The sequence below is a fragment of the Pseudomonas sp. HMSC057H01 genome (assembly GCF_001836405.1).
GTDB lineage: Bacteria > Pseudomonadota > Gammaproteobacteria > Pseudomonadales > Pseudomonadaceae > Pseudomonas > Pseudomonas aeruginosa.
In genome coordinates this window covers 53,202-77,909 of sequence record NZ_KV828529.1, presented here as the reverse complement: position 1 = coordinate 77,909, position 24,708 = coordinate 53,202, and the positions used below count along the sequence as shown (strand labels likewise).

Genomic DNA, 24,708 nt, shown 5'->3' with positions numbered 1-24,708 from the left:
CGACTCACTCCAGCGGACAGGGTGCGCGAAGTGTACGGTTTCAGCCGGAGCGATGCACCCAGGTGCCGGCCTCGCAGGCGACCCGGCCGTCGAGTTCCAGTTCGCTGAGCGTCGCCAGCACGTCGGGCAGCGTCATGCCGCTGGCGGCGGCCAGGCCTTCGCTGGTGTAGGGCGCGGCGCGCAGCAGCGCCAGCAAAGGGTGGGGCAGGGGTTGCGCCGGCGCTTCCGCTGGCTCCGCCTGCGCCCAGCCGCGCAGTGCTTCGAGCACGTGCCCGACGCTTTCCACCAGCAGCGCGCCATCGCGAATCAGCTGGTGGCAGCCACGTGCGCCGGGGTGGTGGATGGAGCCCGGGATGGCGTATACCTCGCGACCCTGTTCCGCCGCCAGCCGCGCGGTGATCAGCGAGCCGCTGGCGGGACTTGCCTCGACCACCAGCACACCCAGCGAGAGTCCGCTGATGATGCGGTTGCGCCGGGGAAAGTTTGCCGGCAGCGGCGGGCTGTCCAGCGGCAGTTCCGAAACCAGCGCGCCGCCACCCTCGACGATGCGCCGCGCCAGCGCCTCGTGGCGGCGCGGATAGAGCCTGCGCAGGCCGGTGCCGAGGACTGCCACGGTCACGCCGCCAACCTCCAGCGCGCCCTCGTGGGCGGCGCCATCGATGCCCAGGGCCAGCCCGCTGGTGATGGCGAAGCCGCCCTGCGCCAGGCTGCGCGCAAAGCTCCGGGCGGTGCCCAGCCCGGCGGGGCTGGCGCGGCGGCTGCCGACCATCGCCAGTTGCGGCCGTTCCAGAGTCTCCGGAGCGCCTTCGACGTACAGCAGCGGCGGGGCATCGGCGACTTCGGCGAGCAGTGCCGGGTATCCCGGGTCGTCCCACATCAGCAGGTGCCTGCGCGGACCTTCCAGCCAGCGCAGGGCTTCACCCGCCGCTTCCCGCACCGCCGGGCTGCGCCGCGCGGCAGCGGCCTCGGCAGGCACTCCCAGGGTGCGCCAGGCGCCGGCTGGCGCGGCAAGCGCGGAAGAGGCCGAACCGAAGGCCTCGATCAAGCGCAGGAAGCGCATGGGCCCCAGTTCGGGCAGGCCATGCAGGCGCAGCCGTGCTTCCAGTTCGGCTGGAGAATGGTTCTTCATCGCGACTCATCCATAGCAGGCAGGTCCATCGCTGACAGGAAGAGGGGAAGGGTCCGGCTTCCATCCTGGAAACCGTCGTATGAAATTTCCTTCCCCCAGAAACGCGAAACCCCCGCCGAGGCGGGGGTTTCGAGTCAGGGATTCTGCACCCTGTCGGTTACCGAGAGCGGCCTGCTGGCCATCAGAACCAGGGCGTAGCTCAGCTTCTTGTAGGTACGGAACACCATCAGCAGGCCGGCGCGTTCGTCGGGAATCTTCACCGACTCACCGGTAACGCGGTCGCGCACCGTCTCGCCGACCTTGTAGATCGCCAGCACGTTGCCCTCGGCCAGCCCGTCGCGCTGGCCACGGTTCAGGGTGACCACGTCGAACTGGCCGATCTGGGTCACGCCGCGCGGTACGTCGATGATTTCGCCCTTCACCTCGCGGCTCGGCTCGCCGGGCATGAAGGTGGAATTCACCGCACGCTCCTCGGTGGGGAACAGGCGGTCGCCCAGGCGCACTTCCTGGGTGGTGCGGGTCAGCGCCAGGGTCGCGACGTCGCCTTCGGTGGCCACCACCTCGCCGCCGCCGATGTCGTCGGCGTTGATGCCGAGGACTTCCTTGGTCTTCGGATCGATGTAGACCTTGCCCTGGCGGAAGATGCCATAGGCCGGCTGGCCGTCGGCGAACTTGCCGCGGGCGTAGATGCGGTCGCCGGTGCCGCTGACGATCCGCTCGGCGTTGCCGGCGACGATGTACGGCGCACTGGTGAAGGTCTTCTCGTCATCGACGATGCGGTTGGCCAGCAGGAAGCTGTTGATCTTGTCCAGCGGGATGGTCGGGATAGCCTCGGCGATCGGCGTGCTGCGGATCTTCGGCGACAGCTTGATGGTCCCGCGCGATTCGCCACGGTTCAGCACCAGGCGCGGCTGGCCATCGACGTAGACCAGGCTGAGGGTGTCGCCGGGGTAGATCAGGTGGGGATTCTGGATCTGCGGGTTGGCGTGCCAGAGTTCCGGCCACTTCCATGGCTGGCGGAGGAATTTCCCCGAGATGTCCCACAGGGTATCGCCCCTGACCACCGTGTAGCGGTCCGGATGCCCTTCCCTGAGGTCGACCTGGGCCTGCGCCAGACCGCTCGCGGCAAGGAGCAGAAGGGCGACTAGTGATTTCCTCATGCAGTGAATCCCTTTATCATGTCGACATACGCGAAACGCCCGAAGCCCGCGAGAAACGCGGTCTGAAGCCGTTTTCAAGCTGCGCGCCATCTTAGCAGCGGATTTTCAATCGATTCCACAAGTGCATCACAAACGCATATGGCCATCCTGAACATTCTCGAATTCCCCGATCCGCGCCTGCGGACCATCGCCAAACCGGTGGAGGTGGTCGACGACGCGGTGCGCCAGCTGATCGACGACATGTTCGAAACCATGTACGAAGCCCCGGGCATCGGCCTCGCCGCGACCCAGGTGAACGTGCACAAGCGCATCGTGGTCATGGACCTCAGCGAAGACAAGTCCGAGCCGAGGGTATTCATCAACCCCGAGTTCGAACCGCTGACCGAGGAAATGGACCAGTACCAGGAAGGCTGCCTGTCGGTACCCGGCTTCTACGAGAACGTGGACCGACCGCAGAAGGTCCGGATCAAGGCCCTCGACCGCGACGGCAACCCCTTCGAGGAGGTCGCCGAAGGCCTGCTGGCGGTATGCATCCAGCACGAATGCGACCACCTCAACGGCAAGCTGTTCGTCGACTACCTGTCCACCCTCAAGCGCGACCGCATCCGCAAGAAGCTGGAAAAGCAGCATCGACAGCAGGCGTGACCCCATCCCCCAAAGGCTTGCCCCGGCAAGCCTTTTCTTTTAGCGAGCCCCGCATGAGCCAAGCATTGCGCATCGTCTTCGCCGGAACCCCGGAATTCGCCGCCGAGCATCTCAAGGCCCTGCTCGACACCCCACATCGGATCGTCGCCGTCTACACCCAGCCCGACCGGCCGGCCGGCCGCGGGCAGAAACTGATGCCCAGCGCGGTGAAGAGCCTGGCCCTGGAGCATGGCCTACCGGTCATGCAGCCGCAGAGCCTGCGCAATGCCGAGGCCCAGGCGGAGCTGGCGGCGCTGCGCGCGGACCTGATGGTGGTGGTCGCCTATGGCCTGATCCTGCCCCAGGCGGTACTCGATATCCCGCGCCTGGGCTGCATCAACAGCCACGCCTCGCTGCTGCCGCGCTGGCGCGGCGCCGCGCCGATCCAGCGCGCGGTGGAAGCCGGCGACGCGGAGAGCGGCGTCACCGTGATGCAGATGGAAGCAGGGCTCGACACCGGCCCGATGCTGCTCAAGGTGAGCACGCCGATTTCCGCCGCGGACACCGGCGGCAGCCTGCACGACCGGCTCGCCGCGCTCGGCCCGAAAGCGGTGGTCGAAGCCATCGCCGGCCTGGCCGCCGGCACCCTGCATGGCGAGGACCAGGACGACGCCCTGGCCACCTACGCGCACAAGCTGAACAAGGACGAGGCACGCCTCGACTGGAGCCGTCCGGCCGTCGAACTGGAGCGCCAGGTCCGCGCCTTCACCCCCTGGCCGGTCTGCCACACCAGCCTCGCCGATGCGCCGCTGAAAGTCCTCGGTGCCAGCCTGGGGCAGGGCAGCGGGGCGCCCGGAACCATCCTCGAGGCCAGCCGCGACGGCCTGCTGGTCGCCTGCGGCGAAGGCGCCCTGCGCCTGACCCGCCTGCAAGTGCCGGGCGGCAAGCCACTGGCCTTCGCCGACCTCTACAACAGCCGTCGCGAGCAATTCGCCACCGGCCAGGTGCTCGGCCAATGAACCCGCGTCTCGCCGCCTGCCAGGCACTGGCCGCGGTGCTCGCCGGACGCGCCTCGCTGTCTGGCGCGTTGCCGCCGCAACTGGACAAGGTCGCCCCGCGCGATCGCGGCCTGACCCAGGAGCTGGCCTTCGGCGCGGCGCGCTGGCAACCGCGCCTGCAGGCCCTGGCCGCGCGCCTGTTGCAGAAGCCGTTCAAGGCCGCCGACACCGATATCCACGCCCTGCTGCTGATCGGCCTCTACCAGTTGCTCTACACGCGGATTCCGCCGCACGCCGCGATCGGCGAGACCGTCGGCTGCGCCGACAAGCTGAAGAAGGGCTGGGCCAAGGGCGTGCTCAACGCCGTGCTGCGCCGCGCGCAGCGCGAAGGCGAGACGCTGCTGGCCGAGGTCGACCGCGATCCCTCGGCGCGCCTGGGCCATCCGCGCTGGCTGCTGAAAGCGCTCAAGCAGGCCTGGCCGGAGCAACTCGACACGCTCTGCGCGGCGAACAACGCACACCCGCCGATGACCTTGCGGGTCAATCGGCGCCACGGCGAGCGCGATGCCTACCTGGCCGAACTCGCCGAAGCCGGGATCGAGGCCCGCGCCTGCGACTACAGCCGCGACGGCATCCAGCTCGCCGCGCCGCGCGACGTACGCGAACTACCGGGCTTCGCGGAGGGCCGCGTCAGCGTCCAGGACGAAGCCACGCAACTGGCCGCCGAGCTGCTCGAAAGCGCGCCCGGCCAGCGTGTCCTCGACGCCTGCTGTGCGCCTGGCGGCAAGACCTGCCACCTGCTGGAAACCCAGCCGGGACTGGCCGAAGTGGTCGCCGTCGACCTCGAGGAGAGCCGCCTGGTAAGGGTTCGGGAAAACCTCCAGCGGCTCGGCCTGCAAGCCAGCCTGGTCGCCGCCGACGCCAGGGCCACCGGGGAGTGGTGGGACGGCAAGCCGTTCCAGCGCATCCTCCTCGACGCGCCGTGCTCGGCCACCGGGGTGATCCGCCGCCACCCGGACATCAAGCTGGCGCGCAAGCCGGAAGACATCGCCGCCCTGGCGCACCTGCAAGGTGAATTGCTCGACGCACTGTGGCCTACCCTGGAAGTCGGCGGCGTGCTGCTCTATGCCACCTGTTCGGTGATGCCGGCGGAAAACAGCGACAGCATCGCCGCCTTCCTTGCCCGTACGCCCGGCGCCCGCGAACTGGACCTTCCCGGCCCCTGGGGCATGAAACAGCCCCACGGCCGCCAGTTGTTGCCGCAGGTGGAAGGCCACGATGGCTTCTACTATGCCAAGCTGATCAAGATATCCGCCCGTTGATCGAAACCTGACGAGCCGTTCCTGCCATGAAAATCATCATCCTAGGTGCCGGCCAGGTCGGCGGCACACTGGCCGAGCACCTGGCCAGCGAAGCCAACGACATCACCGTGGTCGACACCGACGGCGACCGCCTGCGCGACCTCGGCGACCGCCTCGACATCCGCACCGTACAAGGCAAGGCCTCGTTCCCCACGGTGCTGCGCCAGGCCGGCGCCGACGACGCCGACATGCTGGTGGCGGTGACCAATAGCGACGAGACCAACATGGTCGCCTGCCAGGTCGCCTACACCCTGTTCAACACCCCGACCAAGATCGCCCGCGTCCGCGAGCCGGCCTACCTGACCCGTACCGGCCTGTTCGACAACGAGGCGATCCCGGTGGACGTGCTGATCAGTCCGGAGCAGGTGGTCACCAACTACATCAAGCGCCTGATCGAACATCCCGGCGCGTTGCAGGTGATCGACTTCGCCGAAGGCAAGGCGCAACTGGTCGGCATCAAGGCCTACTACGGCGGCCCTCTGGTAGGGCAGGAGCTGCGCCAGTTGCGCGAGCACATGCCGAACGTGGATACCCGCGTCGCCGCGATCTACCGCCGCAACCGGCCGATCATTCCCCAGGGCGACACGGTGATCGAGGCCGACGACGAAGTCTTCTTCATCGCCGCCAAGGCCCATATCCGCGCGGTAATGGGCGAGATGCGCAGGCTCGACGACAGCTACAAGCGGATCATCATCGCCGGCGGCGGCAATGTCGGCGAGCGCCTGGCCGAGGCCATCGAGAGCCGCTACCAGGTGAAGATCATCGAGCGCAGCCCGCTGCGCTGCCGGCACCTCTCGGATACCCTGGACAGCACCATCGTGCTCAACGGCAGCGCTTCCGACCGCGACCTGCTGCTGGAGGAGAACATCGGCGAGACCGACGTGTTCCTCGCCCTGACCAACGACGACGAGGCCAACATCATGTCCTCGCTGCTGGCCAAGCGGCTCGGCGCGAGCAAGGTGATGACCCTGATCAACAACCCGGCCTATGTCGACCTGGTGCAAGGCGGCGAGATCGACATCGCCATCAGCCCGCAACTGGCGACCATCGGCACCCTGCTGGCCCACGTTCGCCGCGGCGACATCGAGAGCGTACACTCGCTGCGCCGCGGCGCAGCCGAAGCGATCGAGGTGGTGGCCCATGGCGACGCCAAGTCGAGCAAGGTGATCGGTCGCTCGATCAACGAGATCAAGCTGCCGCCGGGCACCACCATCGGCGCGCTGGTGCGCGACGAGGAAGTGCTGATCGCCCACGGCGACACCCACATCGAGAGCGGCGACCACGTGCTGCTGTTCCTGGTCGACAAGAAATACATCCGCGACGTCGAACGACTGTTCCAGGCCGGCCTGACGTTCTTCTGAGGCACGCCCTATCGCGAACGGCGATAGGGCTTCGGCCTACGAACACGAAGGGGCCGCGTGCCTCCTTCGCAACGGCCGAAGCCCCCTGTTCCGTGCAAAGCCTGGCCGGAGCCGGGCACAATGGCCGACATCGTTGGAAGAGGGCAGGATGATGATCGAAGGTCTGGAAAAGATGCTGGCCAAAGGCGTGGACAATGCGCTGCTGCGCTTCGGCCTGGGCAAGGGCTACCTGGACGCGGGCGACGCCGAACGCGCGACGGAACACCTCCAGCGTTGCGTAGAGCAGGACCCGACGTATTCCGCTGGCTGGAAACTGCTGGGCAAGGCGCGCCAGGCTGCCGGCGATCTCGCGGGCGCCCGGCAGGCCTGGGAGCAAGGCCTGGCAGCTGCCGCGACGCATGGCGACAAGCAGGCCGAAAAGGAAATGACGGTGTTCCTGCGCAAGCTCGATAGGGCGAGAACCTGAGCGTCCGGCCGAGGCTCGCGCTTCCCCGGCCAGGACGGAGTACAGCGCGTTCTCTCCACCCGTAGGCCGGAGTTCCGGCAGACGGGTCGGGCGTCCTCATCCAGCGCTGGCGGAACGGTTCGAGCACGCCCCGACGACACTTTTACAAAGACCTGTTCCACACATTCGTAGGCAACTTCTGTCAACGATGTAGCCTGCATCCCGAACGCCCAACACCCCATTGAGCGACCGCTGCCGGCCCTCTAGCTTCGACTCATCGCTTCGGTCCAAGCCCGAACGCGACACCCGACTTCAACTACTTTTCCGGAGCCAACATGTCGAAGCACGAGCGTTCAGTCCCGTCCTATGTCGAATACCCATACGAGCAAGCGATTCTCTACGTTCACCGGAACGCCTCCGCCAATGAGATGCTCGAATCCGTACAGGAGCGCCTGAGGGCTCTCCTCGGTCTCCTCCATGCCTTGGAAAGGATCGAAGTGCGGACAGGGCAGGGCGTTCCCATTCAGCGCGTGGCGCACATCCTGGTCACGCTCGGCGGCGATGCCCTGACGCTGCTCACGGCCGCGCACCGGGCTACCACCTCCTGAACGAAGAAGGGCGCAACGGTCACGGCCGTTGCGCCCTTCCTCCAGACTGCCTCGATGAGCCTCAAGCGTTGCTCTGCGGCCGCCCCGGCAGCATCTTCAGGATGCCGTTGAGTAGCATGCCGTAGAGCGGCACGAACAGCAGAAGGCTGATGCTCAGCTTCACTCCGTAGTCCACCGTGGCGATTTCCACCCAGTGCTGCGCCATGAACGGATTGTCGCTGCGCCAGAACGCCACGAAGAAGAAGGTGAAGGTGTCCAGCAGGTTGCCGAGGATGGTCGAGGCGACTGGCGCGGTCCACCAGTGCCGGGAACGACGGAGGCGGTCGAATACCTGGATGTCGAGGATCTGCCCGAGCACATAGGCGAGGAAGCTTGCCAGGGAGATCCGTGCGACGAAGGTGTTGAACTCGAGCAGCGCGGAGAAACCACGGAACGCCGCTTCCTGGAACAACACCGAGACCACGTAGGAGGCGATCAACGCCGGGATCATGACCCGGGCGATGACCAGCCGGGCAGGGCCCTTGCCCAGCAAGCGCACGGTGAGGTCGGTAGCCAGGAAGATGAACGGAAAGCTGAAGGCGCCCCAGGTGGTGTGCCAGCCAAACAGGGTGATCGGCAACTGCACCAGGTAGTTGCTGGCGATGATGATGACGATGTGGAAGGCGATCAGGCCGGCCAGGGTGCCGCGCCAGGCCGCCGGAGAAGAGGCTGACATGTACTGTCCTTTTTGCGCGATGGGGTGAGGGAACCCATGCCCGGCACCATGCCGAGCGGCGCGCATTCTAGCCGATAACCGGCAGCAGTTTCGCCCACTCTGTGATCAGTGGCTCATGCCTGGGGTTCCACGTGGAACATCACCGTTCAGGCTTCGCTGAGAAAGCGCAGGCCGACGCCTTCCGCATCGACTCGCACGACTTCCATCTGCAGGATCGGCGCGTCGATCGGCAGATCCTGTACCTGGCCAGTAACGACACTGCCTGTTGGGAGCTGGGTCAGATCCGGGTGTTTGACATAGACCCCGGTGTCGGAGAGGTCGCGTGTCTGCGCCATCAGCTCGCCAAATAACGGGTGACTGATACGGATTCGGCACTTGAGCGGGGTTCGTGGGTATTGTCGTTGATTATCCATCGAGTCCCTCGGGACCTGCGGAGGAGGCGGCAGAGCTGAGCATAGTACCCGGATATGAAAAAGGCGTCTTCCGACGCCCTTTCCTCAGTACCATTTTTTCTCGCCATCCGGGCGGTTCTTGAAGCGCTTCATGCTCCACATGTACTGGCTGGGATAGGCTCGTACATACTTCGCCAACTCGCGGCTCATGGCTGCTACAGACACTTCCAGGTCCTTGTCGTACATGTCCGCCGGAGCCGCTTCGAGGATCACCTTGTAACCGCTACCATCGGGCAGGCGCACCGCATGGAAGAACACTCCACGCGCCTTGCCGCGTGAAAGCAACTGCGGGACGAACTTGCTGATCAATGCAGTGGTGCCCAGGTAGGGCACGAAGAGCCCAGCGGTACGCGCGGGCTCGGGGTCGGCGGGAATCCCTACGCAACCGCCTTTCTTCACTTCCTTGATGACACTGAGGATACCCTCCGGAGTGGAAGGTGCGACGCGATTGCCCAATTGCACGCGTTGCTTCTTCAGCAACTCGTCCACTGCCTTCAGCTTGGGCGGACGATAGAAGATGATCGGCTTGGCGTAAGAGCAATAGAAGTGGTTGAGTACTTCCCAGTTTCCCAGGTGACTGGTAATGCCGACCAGGCCATCGCCGGAAGCCAGCGCTTCCTCCAGCACTTCCATGCCTTCGACCTCGCGGATGTACCTCAGCGACTTTTCAGGCGGCCAGATCCAGGCACAGGCACTTTCGGTGAGGGTACGGCCAATATCCATCAGGCTTTGTCCGACCAGCTTTTCCAGTTCGGTTTCGGACAACTCGGGGAAGCACTTGGACAGGTTGATCCGCACTACCTCGCGGGATCGATTCGGCAATTTCCACATCAGCCAGCCTATGCCGGCCCCGACGCCTTGCACGGCACGCCAGGGCAATAGCGCGAACAGGCGTAGGGCCCCCACCACCAGGGCACCTTTGAATTTCTCCACGAAACACTCCTCGCTCGACTCGAACGCGCATTGTACGCCAGGAAGAAGGGCGAGGGCGGCAGCCAAGGAAGCGGGGCGACCAGCTATGCTGCGCGCCGATGTTCCACGTGGAACATCCGAACGCATCCATCAGGGAGCGCCCGGCTAGCCGACGAGTTGGGCGTAACGGTCGCAGTCCTGGGTATGGTCCATGACCATGCCGCTGGCCTGCATGAAGGCGTAGCAGATGGTCGGCCCGACGAAGTTGAAGCCGGCCTTGCGCAGCGCCTTGCTCATGGCCTCGGCTTCCGGGGTAATCGCCGGCACCTCGGCACGACCAGCGAAATGGTTGATCTTCGGCTGGCCGCCGACGAAGGACCAGAGGAACCCAGCCGGGTCATCCAGCTCCAGCCAGGCCTGGGCGTTCTGCCGCGCAGCGTTGAGCTTGGCCCGATTGCGAATGATGCCGGGGTCGAGCATCAGTTCGTCGATCTCAGCGTCGCTCATTTGTGCCACCCGCTGCACGTCGAAGCCGAACAGCACCTCGCGGTAGCGCTCGCGCTTCTTCAGCACGGTGATCCAGGACAACCCGGCCTGGAAGCCCTCCAGCAGCAGAAGTTCGAACAGCGCGTCGGGATCGCGCTGCGGCACACCCCACTCCTCGTCGTGGTAGGCCATGTAGAGAGGATCGTCGTTGCACCAGAAGCAGCGTGGCATAAGGCTTTCCGTGGTTTTCCAGGGATCGGGGGGACGGGCGAGGCGGCGCGGGAATCGGGTATACTTCCGCGTTTTGTATCGAAGCCTCAGCACAGGTGAATTTCGTGAGCCAGACTACGCCCGCCGTGCGCACCTTCCAAGACCTGATTCTCGCCCTGCAGAACTACTGGGCCGAGCAGGGCTGCGTGGTGCTGCAGCCCTACGACATGGAAGTGGGCGCCGGCACCTTCCACACCGCCACCTTCCTCCGCGCCATTGGCCCGGAGACTTGGAACGCCGCCTACGTCCAGCCGAGCCGCCGCCCCACCGACGGCCGCTACGGCGAGAACCCCAACCGCCTGCAGCACTACTACCAGTTTCAGGTGGTCCTGAAGCCGAACCCAGAGAACTTCCAGGAGCTGTATCTCGGCTCGCTGAAAGCCATCGGCATCGACCCGCTGGTCCACGACATCCGCTTCGTCGAGGACAACTGGGAATCGCCGACCCTCGGCGCCTGGGGCCTGGGTTGGGAAATCTGGCTGAACGGCATGGAAGTCACCCAGTTCACCTACTTCCAGCAGGTCGGCGGCATCGAGTGCTATCCGGTCACCGGCGAGATCACCTACGGCCTGGAGCGCCTGGCCATGTACCTGCAGGGCGTGGATTCGGTCTACGACCTGGTCTGGACCGACGGCCCGTTCGGCAAGGTCACCTATGGCGACGTGTTCCACCAGAACGAGGTGGAGCAATCCACCTTCAACTTCGAGCACGCCAACGTGCCGAAGCTGTTCGAACTGTTCGACTTCTACGAAAGCGAAGCCAACCGCCTGATCGCGCTGGAGCTGCCGTTGCCGACCTACGAGATGGTCCTCAAGGCTTCGCATACCTTCAACCTGCTGGATGCGCGGCGCGCCATCTCGGTCACCGAGCGCCAGCGCTACATCCTTCGCGTGCGTACCCTGGCCCGCGCCGTGGCGCAGAGCTACCTGCAGGCCCGCGCGCGCCTCGGCTTCCCCATGGCCACCCCCGAATTGCGTGACGAAGTACTGGCCAAGCTGAAGGAGGCCGAATGATGAGCGCCAAGGATTTCCTGGTCGAACTGGGCACCGAAGAGCTGCCGCCAAAAGCCCTCAACAGCCTCGGCGAAGCCTTCCTCAGCGGTATCGAGAAGGGCCTCAAGGCTGCCGGTCTGAGTTACGCCGCTGCGCGTTTCTATGCGGCGCCGCGCCGTCTCGCCGTGCTGGTCGAGCAACTCGCCGTGCAGCAGCCCGACCGTACCGTCAACCTAGACGGTCCGCCGCTACAGGCCGCCTTCGACGCCAGCGGTAACCCGACCCAGGCCGCCCTGGGCTTCGCCAAGAAGTGCGGCGTGGATCTACAGCAGATCGACAAGAGCGGTCCGAAGCTGCGCTTCAGCCAGACCATCGCCGGCCAACCGGCCGCCGGCCTGCTGCCGGGCATCGTCGAGGCCTCGTTGAACGAACTGCCGATTCCCAAGCGGATGCGCTGGGCAGCTCGCCGCGAGGAGTTCGTGCGTCCGACCCAATGGCTGGTGATGCTGTTCGGCGACGACGTGGTCGAGTGCGAGATCCTCGCCCAGAAAGCCGGGCGCGAATCCCGTGGCCACCGCTTCCACAATCCGGACAATGTGCGTATTTCCAGCCCGGCAGCGTACCTGGAAGACCTGCGCGGCGCTCATGTGCTGGCCGATTTCGCCGAGCGCCGCGAGCTGATCGCCAAGCGCGTGGCAGAACTGGCCGCCGAGCAACAGGGCAGCGCCATCGTGCCGCCGAGCCTGCTCGACGAAGTGACTGCACTGGTCGAGTGGCCGGTGCCGCTGGTCTGCTCCTTCGAGGAGCGCTTCCTCGAGGTCCCGCAGGAAGCCCTGATCACCACCATGCAGGACAACCAGAAATACTTCTGCCTGCTGGACGCCAACGGCAAGCTGCTGCCGCGCTTCATCACCGTCGCCAACGTCGAGAGCAAGGCGCCGGAGAACATCGTCAGCGGTAACGAGAAGGTGGTTCGTCCGCGCCTCACCGACGCCGAGTTCTTCTTCAAGCAGGACAAGAAGCAGCCGCTCGAAAGCTTCAACGAGCGCCTGCGCAACGTAGTGTTCCAGGCCCAGCTCGGCACCGTGTTCGAGAAGGCCCAGCGCGTCTCCGGCCTGGCCGCCTACATCGCCGAACGTATAGGCGGCAATGCGCAGAACGCCGCGCGCGCCGGCATCCTGTCCAAGTGCGACCTGGCGACCGAGATGGTCGGCGAGTTCCCCGAGATGCAGGGCATCGCCGGCTACTACTACGCCACCCACGGCGGCGAAGCGGAAGACGTCGCCCTGGCCCTCAACGAGCAGTACATGCCGCGCGGCGCCGGCGCCGAGCTACCCTCGACCCTGACCGGCGCCGCCGTGGCGGTGGCCGACAAGCTCGATACCCTGGTCGGTATCTTCGGCATCGGCATGCTTCCCACCGGCAGCAAGGACCCCTACGCGCTGCGCCGCGCTGCGCTGGGCGTGCTGCGCATCCTCATCGAGAAGCAGCTCGACCTGGACCTGGTAGCCGCGGTCAACGCCGCCGTCGAGCAATATGGCGACAAGGTCAAGGCCGCCGGCCTGGCCGAGCAGGTGCTGGACTTCGTGTTCGACCGCCTGCGCGCGCGCTACGAGGACGAAGGCGTGGACGTGGCCGTGTACCAGTCGGTGCGCGCGCTCAAGCCAAGCTCGCCGCTGGACTTCGACCAGCGCGTACAGGCCGTCCAGGCCTTCCGCCAGTTGCCTGAAGCCGAGGCCCTGGCCGCGGCGAACAAACGGGTGTCGAATATTCTCGCCAAGTCCGAGGACGAGGTTCCGCCGAACGTGGATGCCAGCCTGCTGGTGGAAGCTGCCGAGAAGGCCCTGGGCAGCGCCGTGGCGAACGCCGAGAGCGAAGTCGCGCCGCTGGCAGCGGCACGCGACTATCGCGCCGCGCTGGCCCGCCTGGCGGCCTTGCGCGAGCCGGTGGATACGTTCTTCGCCGATGTGATGGTCAATGTCGACGACGCGGCGGTGCGCGCCAACCGCTATGCGCTGCTGGCCAAGCTGCGCGGGTCGTTCCTCGGGGTGGCGGACATCTCGCTGCTCGGCTGAGCCAGTCCCGCCTCGAAGAAAAGGCCCGGCGTCCTCGCGACACCGGGCCTTTTTCACTACAGGACCTTCAGATACTCCAGCAGCGCGCGCTTCTCCTCGGCCGACAGGCTGGTGCCGTACTCATGGCCGCAGCGGCTGTTGCCGGAAGCACGCTGCTCGCAGCCGGTGGTCTTCAGCACATAGCTGCCGAATTGGGTCTGCTGGGCGGCGAGGCCGACCTTGTCCACGTCGTAGGCCGAGCCCACCGGGAAGGATTCCACCCGCTCCGCGGCCGGCTTCAGCAACTCTTCCAGGGTCGGCACCGAGCCGTTGTGCAGGTACGGCGCCGCCGCCCAGATCCCCTGCAGGACCCGCGACTCGTAGGGGTAGGGGTCGGCCTGGGTACGCACCGGCTTCTGGAAGGCGGTCAGCAGTTGCCGGGTTTCGTCGGTCATCACGCTTTCCGGCTTGACCGCCGCCGCCTTGGCATCGTGCTTCTCACCGAGGATCGGCACGAAGTGCTGCAGGATCGAACCGGCCACCGCTACGGCGAGTACATCGAAGGCTTCGTCGGTCGCCTTCAGCGGCTGGCCGAACGGCATCCGCGCGCCCTCCATCACGCCGGTCTGCACCTGGCCATCGAGGATGGCGTGCTGGCGGCTGTCGCTGCCGACGTCCCTCAGCGGAGTGTCCCAAAGCACCAGGTCCTTGATCCGGATGCCGTGGCACTCCACGCAGCCACCCTCGTCGGTCTTGCGGGCGAAGATCAGCGCGCCTTTCCTGGCCAGGTGCTTGTCCACCGCCCAGGGCCACTTCGGCGGGCCGATCTTCTTGATCAGCTCCTCCAGCTTGCCCAACCCGTGGAAGTTGGCCGAGTTGACCTTCAGGTAGTCCATGCCCAGCAGGTGGAACTTGCTCTTCTGCGGGTGGAAGGTGGCGAACACCCCGTAGACCTCGCCGACATTGCGCGCCAGGCCGAGCAGGTCGTTGCCGTTGGCGGCGAAGCCGGGCCACTGGGTCTTGTTCTGCCGCGCCGCGTTCCACAGGAACGGGTAGCGCACCGGCGCATCCGCCGCCTTGATGTTGTCGGGAATCAGATAGGGCGGCGCGGTGCCGATATCCAGCCCGGTAAGGCGGTTGAAGATCATCGATACCGCGTCCAGCCGCGCCGGTCCCCAGGTGTCCTTGGGCAGCGCGCGCTCGATCAGCGTGTGATAGGGCTCGTACCATTCCTTCACCGCCGCGAGCAGGGCGTCGCGCGCACCGGGAGGCGGATTGGCCCCGAGGATCTGCTTGGCGAAGGCGTCGAAGGCGGCGTCATCGCTGGTCAGCGGTCCCACGGCCCGATCGAGGTCGGCGAGGAATGCCTGGAAGTCGACGATCGCCGGACCGCCGTCGATCCGATAGGCCGTGCCCTTCACCTCGATCTGCCGGGTATGGCAGGCCGAACAGGTCATGCCGACCATCTGCCGGGCGCCCGTGCCGGCTACGGTGAAGCCCACCGGCAGGCCTTCCGCGGGCGCCTTGGGATTGGGCAAATAGCCGTAGCGGGCCAGGCTGTCGGCGAGGAAAGGCGTTCCATCCGGCTGTCGCAACGCCTTGAGCCAGGGCAGGGGCATCACCTGCGAGCCCTGGTCGCGGCTGTAGAAGTCCTGGCGGTGGCTTTCGGTCCATTCCTTGCCCTGGTCGAGCATGACCGGAGCGGCCGCCAGGGCGGCGGAAGAAAGAGCCAGGGAAACGAGGGACAAGCTTGAAAGGTGCAGTGTCTTTTTCAGGCGTTTCACGGTTACCGTCCTTGGGAACGGGCAGACGCCCCGGAACTCCCCGTCGTCATGCCCGCTCCACCTGTGGTGGAAACACGGCCGGTCGGCCGTGCTGGCATGCGATAGGCGCTTACTGCGTTACTCCGGTGATCCACCCGCCAAGGGGTTCGCACGTACTCCGAGACACCCACTGCTGCGTGCCAAATGACTCCCTGGCCTGGGATTGCCATTCCATTGCCATTATTGAATCTAGTACAGATTGTCCAGCGTAGGGGGCTCGTCGATCCATCCGCGATGCTCCGGCTGGCTGAGGTAGAATCGATCCTTTCCGTTCATGGCCAACTGCGCATCGATGTCCCGTTCCCTGCTGATTCTCGACCGCGATGGAGTCATCAACCTCGACTCCGACGATTACATCAAGACCCTCGACGAGTGGATCCCCATCCCCAGCTCGATCGAGGCCATCGCCCGCCTGAGCCAGGCCGGCTGGACCGTCGCGGTGGCTACCAACCAGTCCGGCATCGCCCGTGGCTATTACGACCTGGCAGTGCTCGAGGCCATGCATGCGCGCTTGCGCGAACTGGTCGCGGAGCAGGGCGGCGAGGTCGGCCTCATCGTCTATTGTCCGCATGGACCGGACGACGGTTGCGACTGCCGCAAGCCGAAGCCGGGTATGCTGCGGCAGATCGGCAAGCACTACGGGGTCGATCTGTCGGGTATCTGGTTCGTCGGCGACAGCATCGGTGACCTGGAGGCGGCGCGGGCCGTCGATTGTCAGCCGGTGTTGGTAAAGACCGGAAAAGGTGTACGTACGCTGGGCAAGCCCTTGCCAGAGGGCACCCTGATATTCGACGATCTGGCGGCAGTCGCCAGCGCATTACTTCAGTAAGGTCAGAATACATGTCGACAGTGCAGGCCATCAGAACCGTCCTCTTTTACCTGCTGCTGTCCGCCAGCGCGTTCGTCTGGGGCACCCTCAGCTTCTTCATCGCGCCGATCCTGCCGTTCCGCGCCCGCTACCGCTTCGTGGTACAGAACTGGTGCCGCTTCGCGATCTGGCTGACCCGCGTGGTCGCCGGCATCCGCTACGAGGTGCGCGGACTGGAGAACATCCCGGAAAAGCCCTGCGTGATCCTCTCCAAGCACCAGAGCACCTGGGAAACCTTCTTCCTCTCCGGCTTCTTCGAGCCACTCAGCCAGGTACTAAAGCGCGAGCTGCTCTACGTGCCGTTCTTCGGCTGGGCCCTGGCCCTGCTCAAGCCCATCGCCATCGACCGCAGCCAGCCGAAGCTGGCCCTCAAGCAACTGGCCAAGCAGGGCGACGAGTGCCTGAAGAAAGGCGCCTGGGTGCTGATCTTCCCGGAAGGCACGCGTATTCCGGTGGGGCAGATGGGCAAGTTCTCCCGCGGCGGCACCGCCTTGGCGGTCAACGCCGGGCTACCGGTACTGCCGATCGCCCACAACGCCGGGCAGTATTGGCCCAAGGCCGGCTGGGCCAAGTACCCGGGTACCATCCAGGTGGTGATCGGCCCGGCGATGCACGCCGAAGGCGAAGGCCCGCGCGCCATCGCCGAGCTAAACCAGCGCGCCGAAGCCTGGGTCAGCGAGACCATGGCCGAGATCAGCCCCATCCAGCAGCGGGTCAGCCATCCGGAGCCGTCGGTGGTCTCGTGAAGGGCCGCAAAGCCCCCTGCAAGGCGCACTGTGCGCCGATTCGATAAAAGAAGCCCCGCCATAGCGGGGCTTCTTGTTTTCACGCGAGGCGCAAAGCAAGGCCGGTTGGCAACGATCGACCGAATTGACCGGCGTCCGCTGCCCACAGGAGCGGTGCAACGCCGCCAGGAGGCCCGGGCCCAGGGTGCCAATGCCGGCGAGCAACCGGGGCTCGACCACACCTTGGCAAGGCACCCCTGGCGCCCGTATCCAGGCTACCTGGCGCAAAAAGAAAACCCCGGCGCCAGGCCGGGGTTTCCATGAGGGTCGGTCTGCCGACCTGTCACACGTCCAGGTTCGACACCGCCAGCGCGTTGCTTTCGATGAAGTCGCGGCGCGGCTCCACGGCATCGCCCATCAGGGTGTTGAAGATCTGGTCGGCGGCGATGGCGTCCTCGATGGTCACCTTGAGCATGCGCCGGACGTTCGGATCCATGGTGGTTTCCCACAGCTGCTCAGGGTTCATCTCGCCCAACCCCTTGTATCGCTGGATGCTGTGGCGCTTGGTACCTTCGGCCATCAGCCAGTCCAGGCCGTCCTTGAAGGCGCTGATCGGGCGCTTGCGCTCACCCTTCTGCACGTAGGCGCCGTCTTCCAGCAGGCTGTTCAGCTGGTCGCCGAGCAGCGACACCGAGCGGTAGTCATTGCTGGCGAAGAAGTCACGGTTGAAGGTGACGTAGCTGGACAGGCCGTGGGCCACCAGTTCCACCTCGGGCAGCCACAGGTGGCGCTCGCGGTCTTCGCGCAGGCTGGCCTTGTAGGTCAGGCCAGACTTCTCGGCGGCGGTCAGGCGCGCCTGGAACTTCTCCAACCAGCCCTGCATGGCCGACTCGTTAGCCAGGTCGTCCACCGACACGGTAGGCAGGTAGATGAAGTGCTCGGTCAGCTCCTGGGGGTACAGGCGCGACAGGCGCTTGAGGGTGGCGATCACCCCGCGATACTCGTTGACCAGTTTCTCCAGCGCTGCCCCGGACAGGCCCGGAGCGTGCTCGTTGACGTGCAGGCTGGCGTCTTCCAGGGCCGACTGGGTCATGTACTCTTCCATGGCCTGGTCGTCCTTGATGTACTGCTCCTGCTTGCCACGCTTGACCTTGTACAACGGGGGCTGGGCGATGTAGATGTAGCCACGCTCGATCAGCTCGGGCATCTGGCGGAAGAAGAAGGTCAACAGCAGGGTGCGGATGTGCGAACCGTCGACGTCAGCATCGGTCATGATGATGATGTTGTGGTAGCGCAGCTTGTCGATGTTGTACTCCTCGCGGCCGATGCCACAGCCCAGGGCGGTGATCAGCGTACCGACCTCCTGGGAGGAGAGCATCTTGTCGAAGCGTGCCTTCTCGACGTTGAGGATCTTGCCCTTGAGCGGCAGGATCGCCTGGGTCCGGCGATTGCGGCCCTGCTTGGCGGAACCGCCCGCGGAGTCACCCTCCACGATGTACAGTTCGGAGAGCGCCGGGTCCTTTTCCTGGCAATCGGCCAGTTTGCCGGGCAGGCCGGCGATGTCCAGCGCGCCCTTGCGGCGGGTCATCTCGCGCGCCTTGCGCGCGGCTTCACGGGCACGGGCGGCGTCGATCATCTTGCCGACCACGGCCTTGGCTTCGTTGGGATTCTCCAGCAGGAAGTCGGCGAAGTACTTGCCCATCTCCTGTTCCACCGCGGTCTTCACCTCGGAGGAGACCAGCTTGTCCTTGGTCTGCGAGCTGAACTTCGGGTCCGGTACCTTCACCGAGATGATCGCGGTGAGGCCTTCGCGGGCATCGTCGCCGGTGGTGGCGATCTTGAATTTCTTCGCCAGGCCTTCGGCCTCGATGTAGTTGTTCAGGTTACGCGTCAGCGCCGAACGGAAACCGGCCAGGTGGGTGCCGCCATCACGCTGCGGGATGTTGTTGGTGAAGCAGAGCAGGTTCTCGTTGAAGCTGTCGTTCCACTGCAAGGCGACTTCCACACCCACGCCGTCCTCTTCACGCTGGACGTTGAAGTGGAATACCTCGTTCACCGCGGTCTTGTTGGTGTTCAAGTACTCGACGAAGGCCTTCAGACCGCCTTCGTACTTGAACAGCTCCTCCTTGCCGGTACGCTCGTCGCGCAGCAGGATGCCGACGCCGGAGTTGAGGAAGGACAGTTCGCGGATGCGCTTGGCCAGGATGTCCCAACTGAAGTGGATGTTGCTGAAGGTCTCCGGGGACGGCTTGAAGTGAACTTCGGTACCGGAGCCATCGGTCTCGCCCACTTCGCGCAGTGGGAACTGCGGAACGCCGTGGTGGTAGACCTGTTCCCAGACCTTGTTGTGGCGACGGATGGTCAGGCGCAGCTCATGGGACAGCGCGTTCACCACCGAGACGCCCACACCGTGCAAGCCGCCGGACACTTTGTAGGTGTTGTCGTCGAACTTGCCGCCGGCGTGGAGGACGGTCATGATCACTTCCGCCGCAGAAACCCCTTCTTCCTTGTGGATATCCACCGGAATACCGCGTCCATTGTCGCGGACAGTGATCGACTCATCCGTATGGATGGTGATGCTGATTTCGCTGCAGTAACCGGCCAGCGCTTCGTCGATGGAGTTATCCACCACCTCGAACACCATGTGGTGCAGACCGGTGCCATCGTCGGTGTCGCCGATGTACATGCCGGGGCGCTTGCGTACGGCATCCAGCCCCTTCAGCACCTTGATGCTGGAAGAGTCGTACGTGTTGTTCTCGCTCATGCTTCACTCCCGATGGTCGTGGTCTGAGAGACTTTTCCATGTTCCACGTGGAACATGGATACCGGCGTATCCGTGCGCCAGCCGTCTTTCAATAGTTGCGGGTCCACGCAGGTGATGAATACCTGGCAACCCAAATCTTCAAGCAAGCGGCAAAGAGCCATTCGATGCTGCTCATCCAATTCCGAGGGCAGGTCGTCCACCAGGTAGACGCACTGTCCGCGCTTGGCGCGATTGATCAGATGGCCTTGGGCGATGCGCAGGGCGCATACCACCAGCTTCTGCTGACCGCGCGAGAGAATCTCCGCGGCGTTATGACCTGCCAACCGTATGCGAAGATCCGCACGCTGCGGTCCCGCCTGGGTGTGGCCCATCTGCTGGTCGCGCAACAGGCTGGAAGCCAGAACCTCCAGGAGGTCCCGGTCCTTGTCCCAGCCTCGGTAGTAGCTAAGGGTCAGGTCATCCAGTGAAACCAATTCGGCGAGTGTTTCCTCGAATACCGGTTTCAACGCCTGGATATAGCTTCTGCGGTAGGCATCGATCTCATCGCTGGCCAGGCTCAATTCCCGGTCCCAGGCCGCTTGCGACGCGGGGTCCAGTTTACCATGCCGGAGCCAGGAGTTCCGCTGGCGCAGCGCCTTCTGCAGGCGCTGCCAGACGGGCAGAAACCGAGGTTCCACGTGGAACACTCCCCAATCGAGGAACTGTCGGCGGATCTTCGGCGCTCCCTCGAGCAACCGAAAGCTGTCCGGGTTGATCAGTTGCAGTGGGAGAGTTTCCGCCAATTGAGCCGCACTCCGGGCGTTCTGCCCATCGATGCGGATGGTGAACTCGCCCTGGCGCTCACGGGAAATCCCCAGGTTGCTGGCGATGCCGTTGGCCAACATCACCTGGCCGAATACGGTGCAGGCCGCTTCCTCATACTGGATCACCGGCTGCAAGCGCGCACTGCGGAATGAACGCGCCAGGCCCAGCAGGTGGATGGCTTCGAGCACACTGGTCTTGCCGCTGCCATTATCGCCGTAGAGGATGTTGATGCGAGGGGAGGGGGAGAGGGTCACCGGGTGCAGGTTGCGCACCGCGGTGACCGAAACGCGGGTCAGGGACATTCAGTGTGATTAGAGGCGCATCGGCATGACGACATAGGCAGAATCGTCATTGTCGGCCTCGTGGACCAGGGCGCTGCTGTTGGAATCGGAAAGGATGAAGCGGACCTGCTCGGTACCGATCACACCCAGCACGTCGAGCAGGTAACTGACGTTGAAGCCGATCTCCAGGTTGCCGCCGTTGTACTCGACCTGCACTTCTTCCTCGGCCTCCTCCTGCTCCGGGTTGTTCGCCTGGATTTTCAGCAAACCGTTGGAAAGCTGCAGGCGAATGCCGCGGTACTTTTCGTTGGAGAGGATCGCGGTACGGCTGAAGGCTTCGCGCAGTTGCTGGCGGTCGCCGACCACCAGCTTGTCGCCACCGCGCGGCAGTACGCGTTCGTAGTCCGGGAACTTGCCGTCCACCAGCTTCGAAGTGAAGGTGAATTCGCCAGTGGTGGCACGGATATGGTGCTGGCCCAGGACGATGCCGACTTCGCCGTCCTGCTCGGTGAGCAGACGAGCCAGTTCGAGGATGCCTTTGCGCGGCACGATCACCTGGTGGCGGTCCTGCGACGGGATCTGCGCATCCAGCGAGCACATGGCCAGTCGGTGGCCGTCGGTGGCGACGGAGCGCAGGGTGCCGCCGTTCACTTCCAGCAGCATGCCGTTGAGGTAGTAACGCACGTCCTGCTGGGCCATGGCGAAGCTGGTGCGGTCGATCAGGCGACGCAGCTTGCTCTGGGCAATGCTGAAGTTCAGCGAGCCGGGACCTTCCTCTACGGTGGGGAAATCGTTGGCCGGCAGGGTGGACAGGGTGAAGCGGCTACGCCCGGCCTTCACCAGAAGTTTCTGCTCTTCGACACGGATGTCGATCAGCACGTCGTTCGGCAGGCTCTTGCAGATGTCCATCAGCTTGCGCGCCGGTACGGTGATCTCGCCGGGTTCGGCGGCATCTTCCAGTACCACGCGACCAACCAGCTCGACCTCGAGGTCGGTGCCGGTCAGCGACAGTTGCTGGCCTTCGACCACCAGCAGGACGTTGGAGAGAACCGGCAATGTCTGGCGGCGTTCCACGACGCCGGCGACCAGTTGCAGCGGTTTCAACAGGGCTTCGCGTTGAATGGTGAAATGCATGGTCTAGTCCCTTGCCTCGTGGGCTGCGTCAGGTTGTCAGGGTACGCAGCAGGTTCTTGTAGTCCTCGCGGATATCCGCGTCGGATTCCCTAAGTTGAGCGATCTTACGACAGGCGTGCAACACCGTGGTGTGATCCCGACCGCCGAAGGCCACGCCGATCTCCGGCAGGCTGTGGTTGGTCAGCTCCTTGGAGAGCGCCATGGCCACCTGGCGCGGGCGCGCCACCGAACGCGAACGCCGCTTGGACAACAGATCGGATATCTTGATCTTGTAGTACTCGGCGACGGTGCGCTGGATGTTGTCGATGCTGACCAGCTTGTCCTGAAGGGCCAACAGGTCCTTCAGCGACTCGCGAATCAGCTCGATGGTGATCGGCCGACCCATGAAGTGCGAATGGGCGATCACCCGCTTCAGCGCACCTTCCAGTTCACGCACGTTGGAACGGATGCGCTGGGCGATGAAGAAGGCCGCATCGTGCGGCAGCTCGATCTTCGCCTGCTCGGCCTTCTTCATCAGGATCGCCACCCGGGTTTCCAGTTCCGGCGGCTCGACGGCCACCGTCAGGCCCCAGCCGAAGCGGGATTTCAGCCGCTCTTCCAGGCCTTCGATTTCCTTCGGATAGCGGTCGCTGGTGAGGATCACCTGCTGGCCGCCTTCGAGAAGGGCATTGAAGGTGTGGAAGAACTCCTCCTGGGAGCGCTCCTTACGGGCGAAGAACTGGATGTCGTCGATCAACAGTGCGTCCACCGAGCGGTAGAAGCGCTTGAATTCGTTGATGGCGTTGAGCTGCAAGGCCTTCACCATGTCCGCGACGAAACGTTCCGAATGCAGGTAGACCACCTTGGCGTTCGGGTTCTTCTTCAGCAGGTGGTTGCCCACCGCATGCATCAGGTGGGTCTTGCCCAGGCCGACGCCACCGTAGAGGAACAGCGGGTTGTAGCCGTGCTTGAGGTTGTCCGCCACCTGCCAGGCGGCGGCACGGGCCAACTGGTTGGACTTGCCCTCGACGAAGTTCTCGAAGGTGAAGGTACGGTTGAGATAGCTGGTGTGCTTCAGCGCGCCTTCGACCTGGACGTTGCGCTCGGTGCGTACCGCAGGCGCGGCTCCGGCCGGCATGGCGGCGGCCAGCGGATCGATGCTGGGTTCTTCCGGCTCGTAGGGGTCGCTCGACACGCTGGGAGCCGTCGTCACTGGCGGCAGCTCTTCACGTGGCACCACCACGGGCGCGGCCGATACCGGCTGCACTGGCGCCGGCGGCGGAGCAACCGGAGGCGGGGGAGCCACGTGGGTCTGCGATGGGACGATGGCGGCGCGCGGCGTACGGCTACGCTTGCTGCCTATTAATAAGGAAAGCGCGGGCAACTGACCCTCGCCGCGTTCACCGAGCAGTTCCAGAAGCCGACCGAGGTATTTCTCGTTCACCCAATCGAGGACGAAACGGTTGGGTGCATACACACGCAATTCGTCGCCTTCGGCTTCGACCTGCAAGGGACGGATCCAGGTGTTGAATTGTTGGGACGGCAGCTCATCGCGGAGAAGATCCACGCACTGCTGCCAAAGTTCCACGGACACGGATATCCCCCAAAGATTGGAAAGGCGGCACAACGAAATAAGCGCCTATTGTAGCCGGACGGGCCGGACTTATCCACATGCCGATGCGCTGAGGCCCCAAGCAAATCAAGACCTTAATAAAAGCAGGCAGGCCGACGGACGGTCGTCCTGGACTTTGTGGATAACCCTTGCTTTGAAGGGGGGACATCCCTGCGCACAGCCGTGTGGAAAAAACCGCTGTGGATAACCATCTCGTTCATCCCCAGGCTTCGCTCAGGAAGGAAACAGCCTCGACACCGGTTCTCGACAACCTTTTGCCTGCCGGAGAAACACGCAGTTGCTGGGCTTCGTCGAGTTATGCACAGAAAAGCGCCGTCCCAAGAGCATTAACCGTTTCTATCCTTTAAAAGAAAAATGACTTCCTTGTATCTATCTATTACGTCATCGCTGGTTGGAAATTGACCTGCCCGTTCGATTTCACTAGAATCGCCGGTCTCTTTAAACGGGGTCACTGCGACCTCAAGTCGTCAACCCAGGTACCGAATCATGAAACGTACTTTCCAACCCAGCACCCTCAAGCGCGCTCGCGTCCACGGTTTCCGCGCCCGTATGGCCACCAAGAACGGCCGTCAGGTTCTGTCGCGTCGTCGCGCCAAAGGCCGTAAGCGTCTGACCGTCTGATTTATCCGGTACGGGTGGTGAGTCGGGACTTCGACCGGGACAAGCGTCTACTGACAGCCCGGCAATTCAGCGCAGTCTTCGACTCTCCGACCGGCAAGGTCCCCGGCAAGCACGTCCTGCTGCTGGCGCGCGAGAACGGTCTCGATCACCCCCGCCTGGGCCTGGTGATCGGCAAGAAGAACGTCAAGCTCGCCGTCCAGCGCAATCGCCTCAAACGCCTGATCCGCGAATCGTTCCGCCATAACCAGGAAACCCTGGCTGGCTGGGATATCGTGGTGATCGCGCGCAAAGGCCTGGGCGAACTGGAAAATCCGGAGCTGCACCAGCAGTTCGGCAAGCTCTGGAAACGCCTGTTGCGCAATCGACCTCGCACGGAAAGCCCTGCTGACGCCCCTGGCGTGGCCGACGGTACTCATGCATAGGTCGATGCCCGCGCATCCCGATCCCTGTAGTGTCATCCCCCCTTCGATGACCCGGCACCGTCGTTCCCAGCCAAGTTGTACTTCCCT

22 protein-coding genes and 1 pseudogene are annotated in these 24,708 nt (G+C 64.5%); 12 read left to right on the top strand and 11 right to left on the bottom strand.

The genetic code is table 11. The annotated features are described in order from the left end of the window. Positions 1-40: 40 nt before the first annotated feature. Both dprA and HMPREF2581_RS31325 read right to left on the bottom strand, forming a co-directional pair. Positions 41-1,129, bottom strand: coding sequence for a DNA-processing protein DprA (gene dprA, locus HMPREF2581_RS31330; RefSeq protein WP_003142205.1), 1,089 nt, complete (start codon positions 1,127-1,129; stop codon positions 41-43). A gap of 134 nt (positions 1,130-1,263) precedes the next feature. Next, entirely contained in the window at positions 1,264-2,289 is a 1,026-nt protein-coding gene (locus HMPREF2581_RS31325) for a LysM peptidoglycan-binding domain-containing protein (protein WP_003097294.1), read from the bottom strand. Between the two features lie 138 nt (positions 2,290-2,427). Between HMPREF2581_RS31325 and def the strand changes: the two genes are divergently transcribed. The 6 genes from def to HMPREF2581_RS31295 all read left to right on the top strand — a co-directional run bounded on the left by def (position 2,428) and on the right by HMPREF2581_RS31295 (position 7,686). Continuing rightward, a complete protein-coding gene (gene def / locus HMPREF2581_RS31320) occupies positions 2,428-2,934 on the top strand; it encodes a peptide deformylase (protein ID WP_003097293.1) in 507 nt (168 codons plus the stop codon). 53 nt (positions 2,935-2,987) lie between these two features. Beyond that, complete coding sequence (gene fmt, locus HMPREF2581_RS31315) at positions 2,988-3,932, top strand: methionyl-tRNA formyltransferase (RefSeq protein WP_003142204.1); 945 nt, start codon at positions 2,988-2,990, stop codon at positions 3,930-3,932. Next, positions 3,929-5,233: a 16S rRNA (cytosine(967)-C(5))-methyltransferase RsmB gene (gene rsmB / locus HMPREF2581_RS31310; RefSeq protein WP_003142203.1), complete on the top strand. Its 1,305-nt coding sequence runs from the start codon at positions 3,929-3,931 to the stop codon at positions 5,231-5,233. The genes fmt and rsmB overlap by 4 nt, the downstream gene beginning before the upstream one ends. A 26-nt stretch (positions 5,234-5,259) precedes the next feature. Next, a complete protein-coding gene (gene trkA / locus HMPREF2581_RS31305; protein WP_003111375.1) occupies positions 5,260-6,633 on the top strand; it encodes a Trk system potassium transporter TrkA in 1,374 nt (457 codons plus the stop codon). 148 nt (positions 6,634-6,781) lie between these two features. Further along, the gene (locus HMPREF2581_RS31300; protein WP_003142202.1) at positions 6,782-7,099 is read left to right on the top strand and encodes a tetratricopeptide repeat protein; all 318 of its coding nucleotides are present in this window, start codon (positions 6,782-6,784) and stop codon (positions 7,097-7,099) included. A 314-nt stretch (positions 7,100-7,413) separates the two neighbouring features. Continuing rightward, positions 7,414-7,686 (top strand): hypothetical protein, encoded by a 273-nt coding sequence (locus HMPREF2581_RS31295; protein ID WP_003142201.1) that lies wholly within the window; start codon positions 7,414-7,416, stop codon positions 7,684-7,686. 61 nt (positions 7,687-7,747) lie between these two features. Here HMPREF2581_RS31295 and HMPREF2581_RS31290 read toward each other — a convergent pair whose 3' ends face one another. The 4 genes from HMPREF2581_RS31290 to HMPREF2581_RS31275 form a co-directional block, all read right to left on the bottom strand. Beyond that, positions 7,748-8,401: a 7-cyano-7-deazaguanine/7-aminomethyl-7-deazaguanine transporter gene (locus tag HMPREF2581_RS31290; protein ID WP_003142200.1), complete on the bottom strand. Its 654-nt coding sequence runs from the start codon at positions 8,399-8,401 to the stop codon at positions 7,748-7,750. 146 nt (positions 8,402-8,547) lie between these two features. Next, positions 8,548-8,814 (bottom strand): PilZ domain-containing protein, encoded by a 267-nt coding sequence (locus tag HMPREF2581_RS31285; protein WP_003114645.1) that lies wholly within the window; start codon positions 8,812-8,814, stop codon positions 8,548-8,550. A gap of 84 nt (positions 8,815-8,898) precedes the next feature. Beyond that, positions 8,899-9,786: a lysophospholipid acyltransferase gene (locus tag HMPREF2581_RS31280; protein WP_003097282.1), complete on the bottom strand. Its 888-nt coding sequence runs from the start codon at positions 9,784-9,786 to the stop codon at positions 8,899-8,901. 144 nt (positions 9,787-9,930) lie between these two features. Further along, positions 9,931-10,482 (bottom strand): DNA-3-methyladenine glycosylase I, encoded by a 552-nt coding sequence (locus tag HMPREF2581_RS31275; RefSeq protein ID WP_003097280.1) that lies wholly within the window; start codon positions 10,480-10,482, stop codon positions 9,931-9,933. 104 nt (positions 10,483-10,586) lie between these two features. On the opposite strand from HMPREF2581_RS31275, the gene glyQ reads away from it, so the two are divergent. Both glyQ and glyS read left to right on the top strand, forming a co-directional pair. Continuing rightward, positions 10,587-11,534, top strand: coding sequence for a glycine--tRNA ligase subunit alpha (glyQ, locus tag HMPREF2581_RS31270; RefSeq protein WP_003097276.1), 948 nt, complete (start codon positions 10,587-10,589; stop codon positions 11,532-11,534). Beyond that, positions 11,534-13,588 (top strand): glycine--tRNA ligase subunit beta, encoded by a 2,055-nt coding sequence (gene glyS, locus HMPREF2581_RS31265; RefSeq protein WP_003100271.1) that lies wholly within the window; start codon positions 11,534-11,536, stop codon positions 13,586-13,588. Before glyQ ends, glyS begins: the two co-directional genes overlap by 1 nt. A 56-nt stretch (positions 13,589-13,644) precedes the next feature. Here glyS and HMPREF2581_RS31260 read toward each other — a convergent pair whose 3' ends face one another. Continuing rightward, positions 13,645-15,351: a di-heme-cytochrome C peroxidase gene (locus HMPREF2581_RS31260; RefSeq protein ID WP_003142198.1), complete on the bottom strand. Its 1,707-nt coding sequence runs from the start codon at positions 15,349-15,351 to the stop codon at positions 13,645-13,647. Between the two features lie 331 nt (positions 15,352-15,682). On the opposite strand from HMPREF2581_RS31260, the gene gmhB reads away from it, so the two are divergent. Then, positions 15,683-16,219, top strand: coding sequence for a D-glycero-beta-D-manno-heptose 1,7-bisphosphate 7-phosphatase (gene gmhB / locus HMPREF2581_RS31255; RefSeq protein WP_003142196.1), 537 nt, complete (start codon positions 15,683-15,685; stop codon positions 16,217-16,219). Positions 16,220-16,230: 11 nt separating this feature from the next. After that, positions 16,231-17,004 carry a lysophospholipid acyltransferase family protein gene (locus tag HMPREF2581_RS31250; protein WP_003100265.1) on the top strand — a complete coding sequence of 258 codons (774 nt, stop codon included), beginning with the start codon at positions 16,231-16,233 and terminating at the stop codon, positions 17,002-17,004. Positions 17,005-17,326: 322 nt separating this feature from the next. Here HMPREF2581_RS31250 and gyrB read toward each other — a convergent pair whose 3' ends face one another. The 4 genes and pseudogenes from gyrB to dnaA form a co-directional block, all read right to left on the bottom strand. Then, on the bottom strand, positions 17,327-19,747 hold the full coding sequence (gene gyrB, locus HMPREF2581_RS31245) for a DNA topoisomerase (ATP-hydrolyzing) subunit B (RefSeq protein ID WP_003097268.1): 2,421 nt from the start codon (positions 19,745-19,747) through the stop codon (positions 17,327-17,329). A gap of 3 nt (positions 19,748-19,750) precedes the next feature. Further along, a pseudogene (recF, locus tag HMPREF2581_RS31240) lies at positions 19,751-20,853 on the bottom strand (DNA replication/repair protein RecF). 9 nt (positions 20,854-20,862) lie between these two features. Beyond that, on the bottom strand, positions 20,863-21,966 hold the full coding sequence (gene dnaN, locus HMPREF2581_RS31235) for a DNA polymerase III subunit beta (RefSeq protein ID WP_003097262.1): 1,104 nt from the start codon (positions 21,964-21,966) through the stop codon (positions 20,863-20,865). A gap of 28 nt (positions 21,967-21,994) precedes the next feature. Beyond that, positions 21,995-23,539 (bottom strand): chromosomal replication initiator protein DnaA, encoded by a 1,545-nt coding sequence (dnaA, locus tag HMPREF2581_RS31230; protein WP_003109151.1) that lies wholly within the window; start codon positions 23,537-23,539, stop codon positions 21,995-21,997. 525 nt (positions 23,540-24,064) lie between these two features. On the opposite strand from dnaA, the gene rpmH reads away from it, so the two are divergent. Both rpmH and rnpA read left to right on the top strand, forming a co-directional pair. Beyond that, entirely contained in the window at positions 24,065-24,199 is a 135-nt protein-coding gene (rpmH, locus tag HMPREF2581_RS31225; RefSeq protein ID WP_003100258.1) for a 50S ribosomal protein L34, read from the top strand. A 14-nt stretch (positions 24,200-24,213) separates the two neighbouring features. Then, positions 24,214-24,621, top strand: a complete 408-nt coding sequence (rnpA, locus tag HMPREF2581_RS31220) for a ribonuclease P protein component (protein WP_003100251.1) — start codon at positions 24,214-24,216, stop codon at positions 24,619-24,621. The last annotated feature ends 87 nt before the right edge of the window (positions 24,622-24,708 follow it).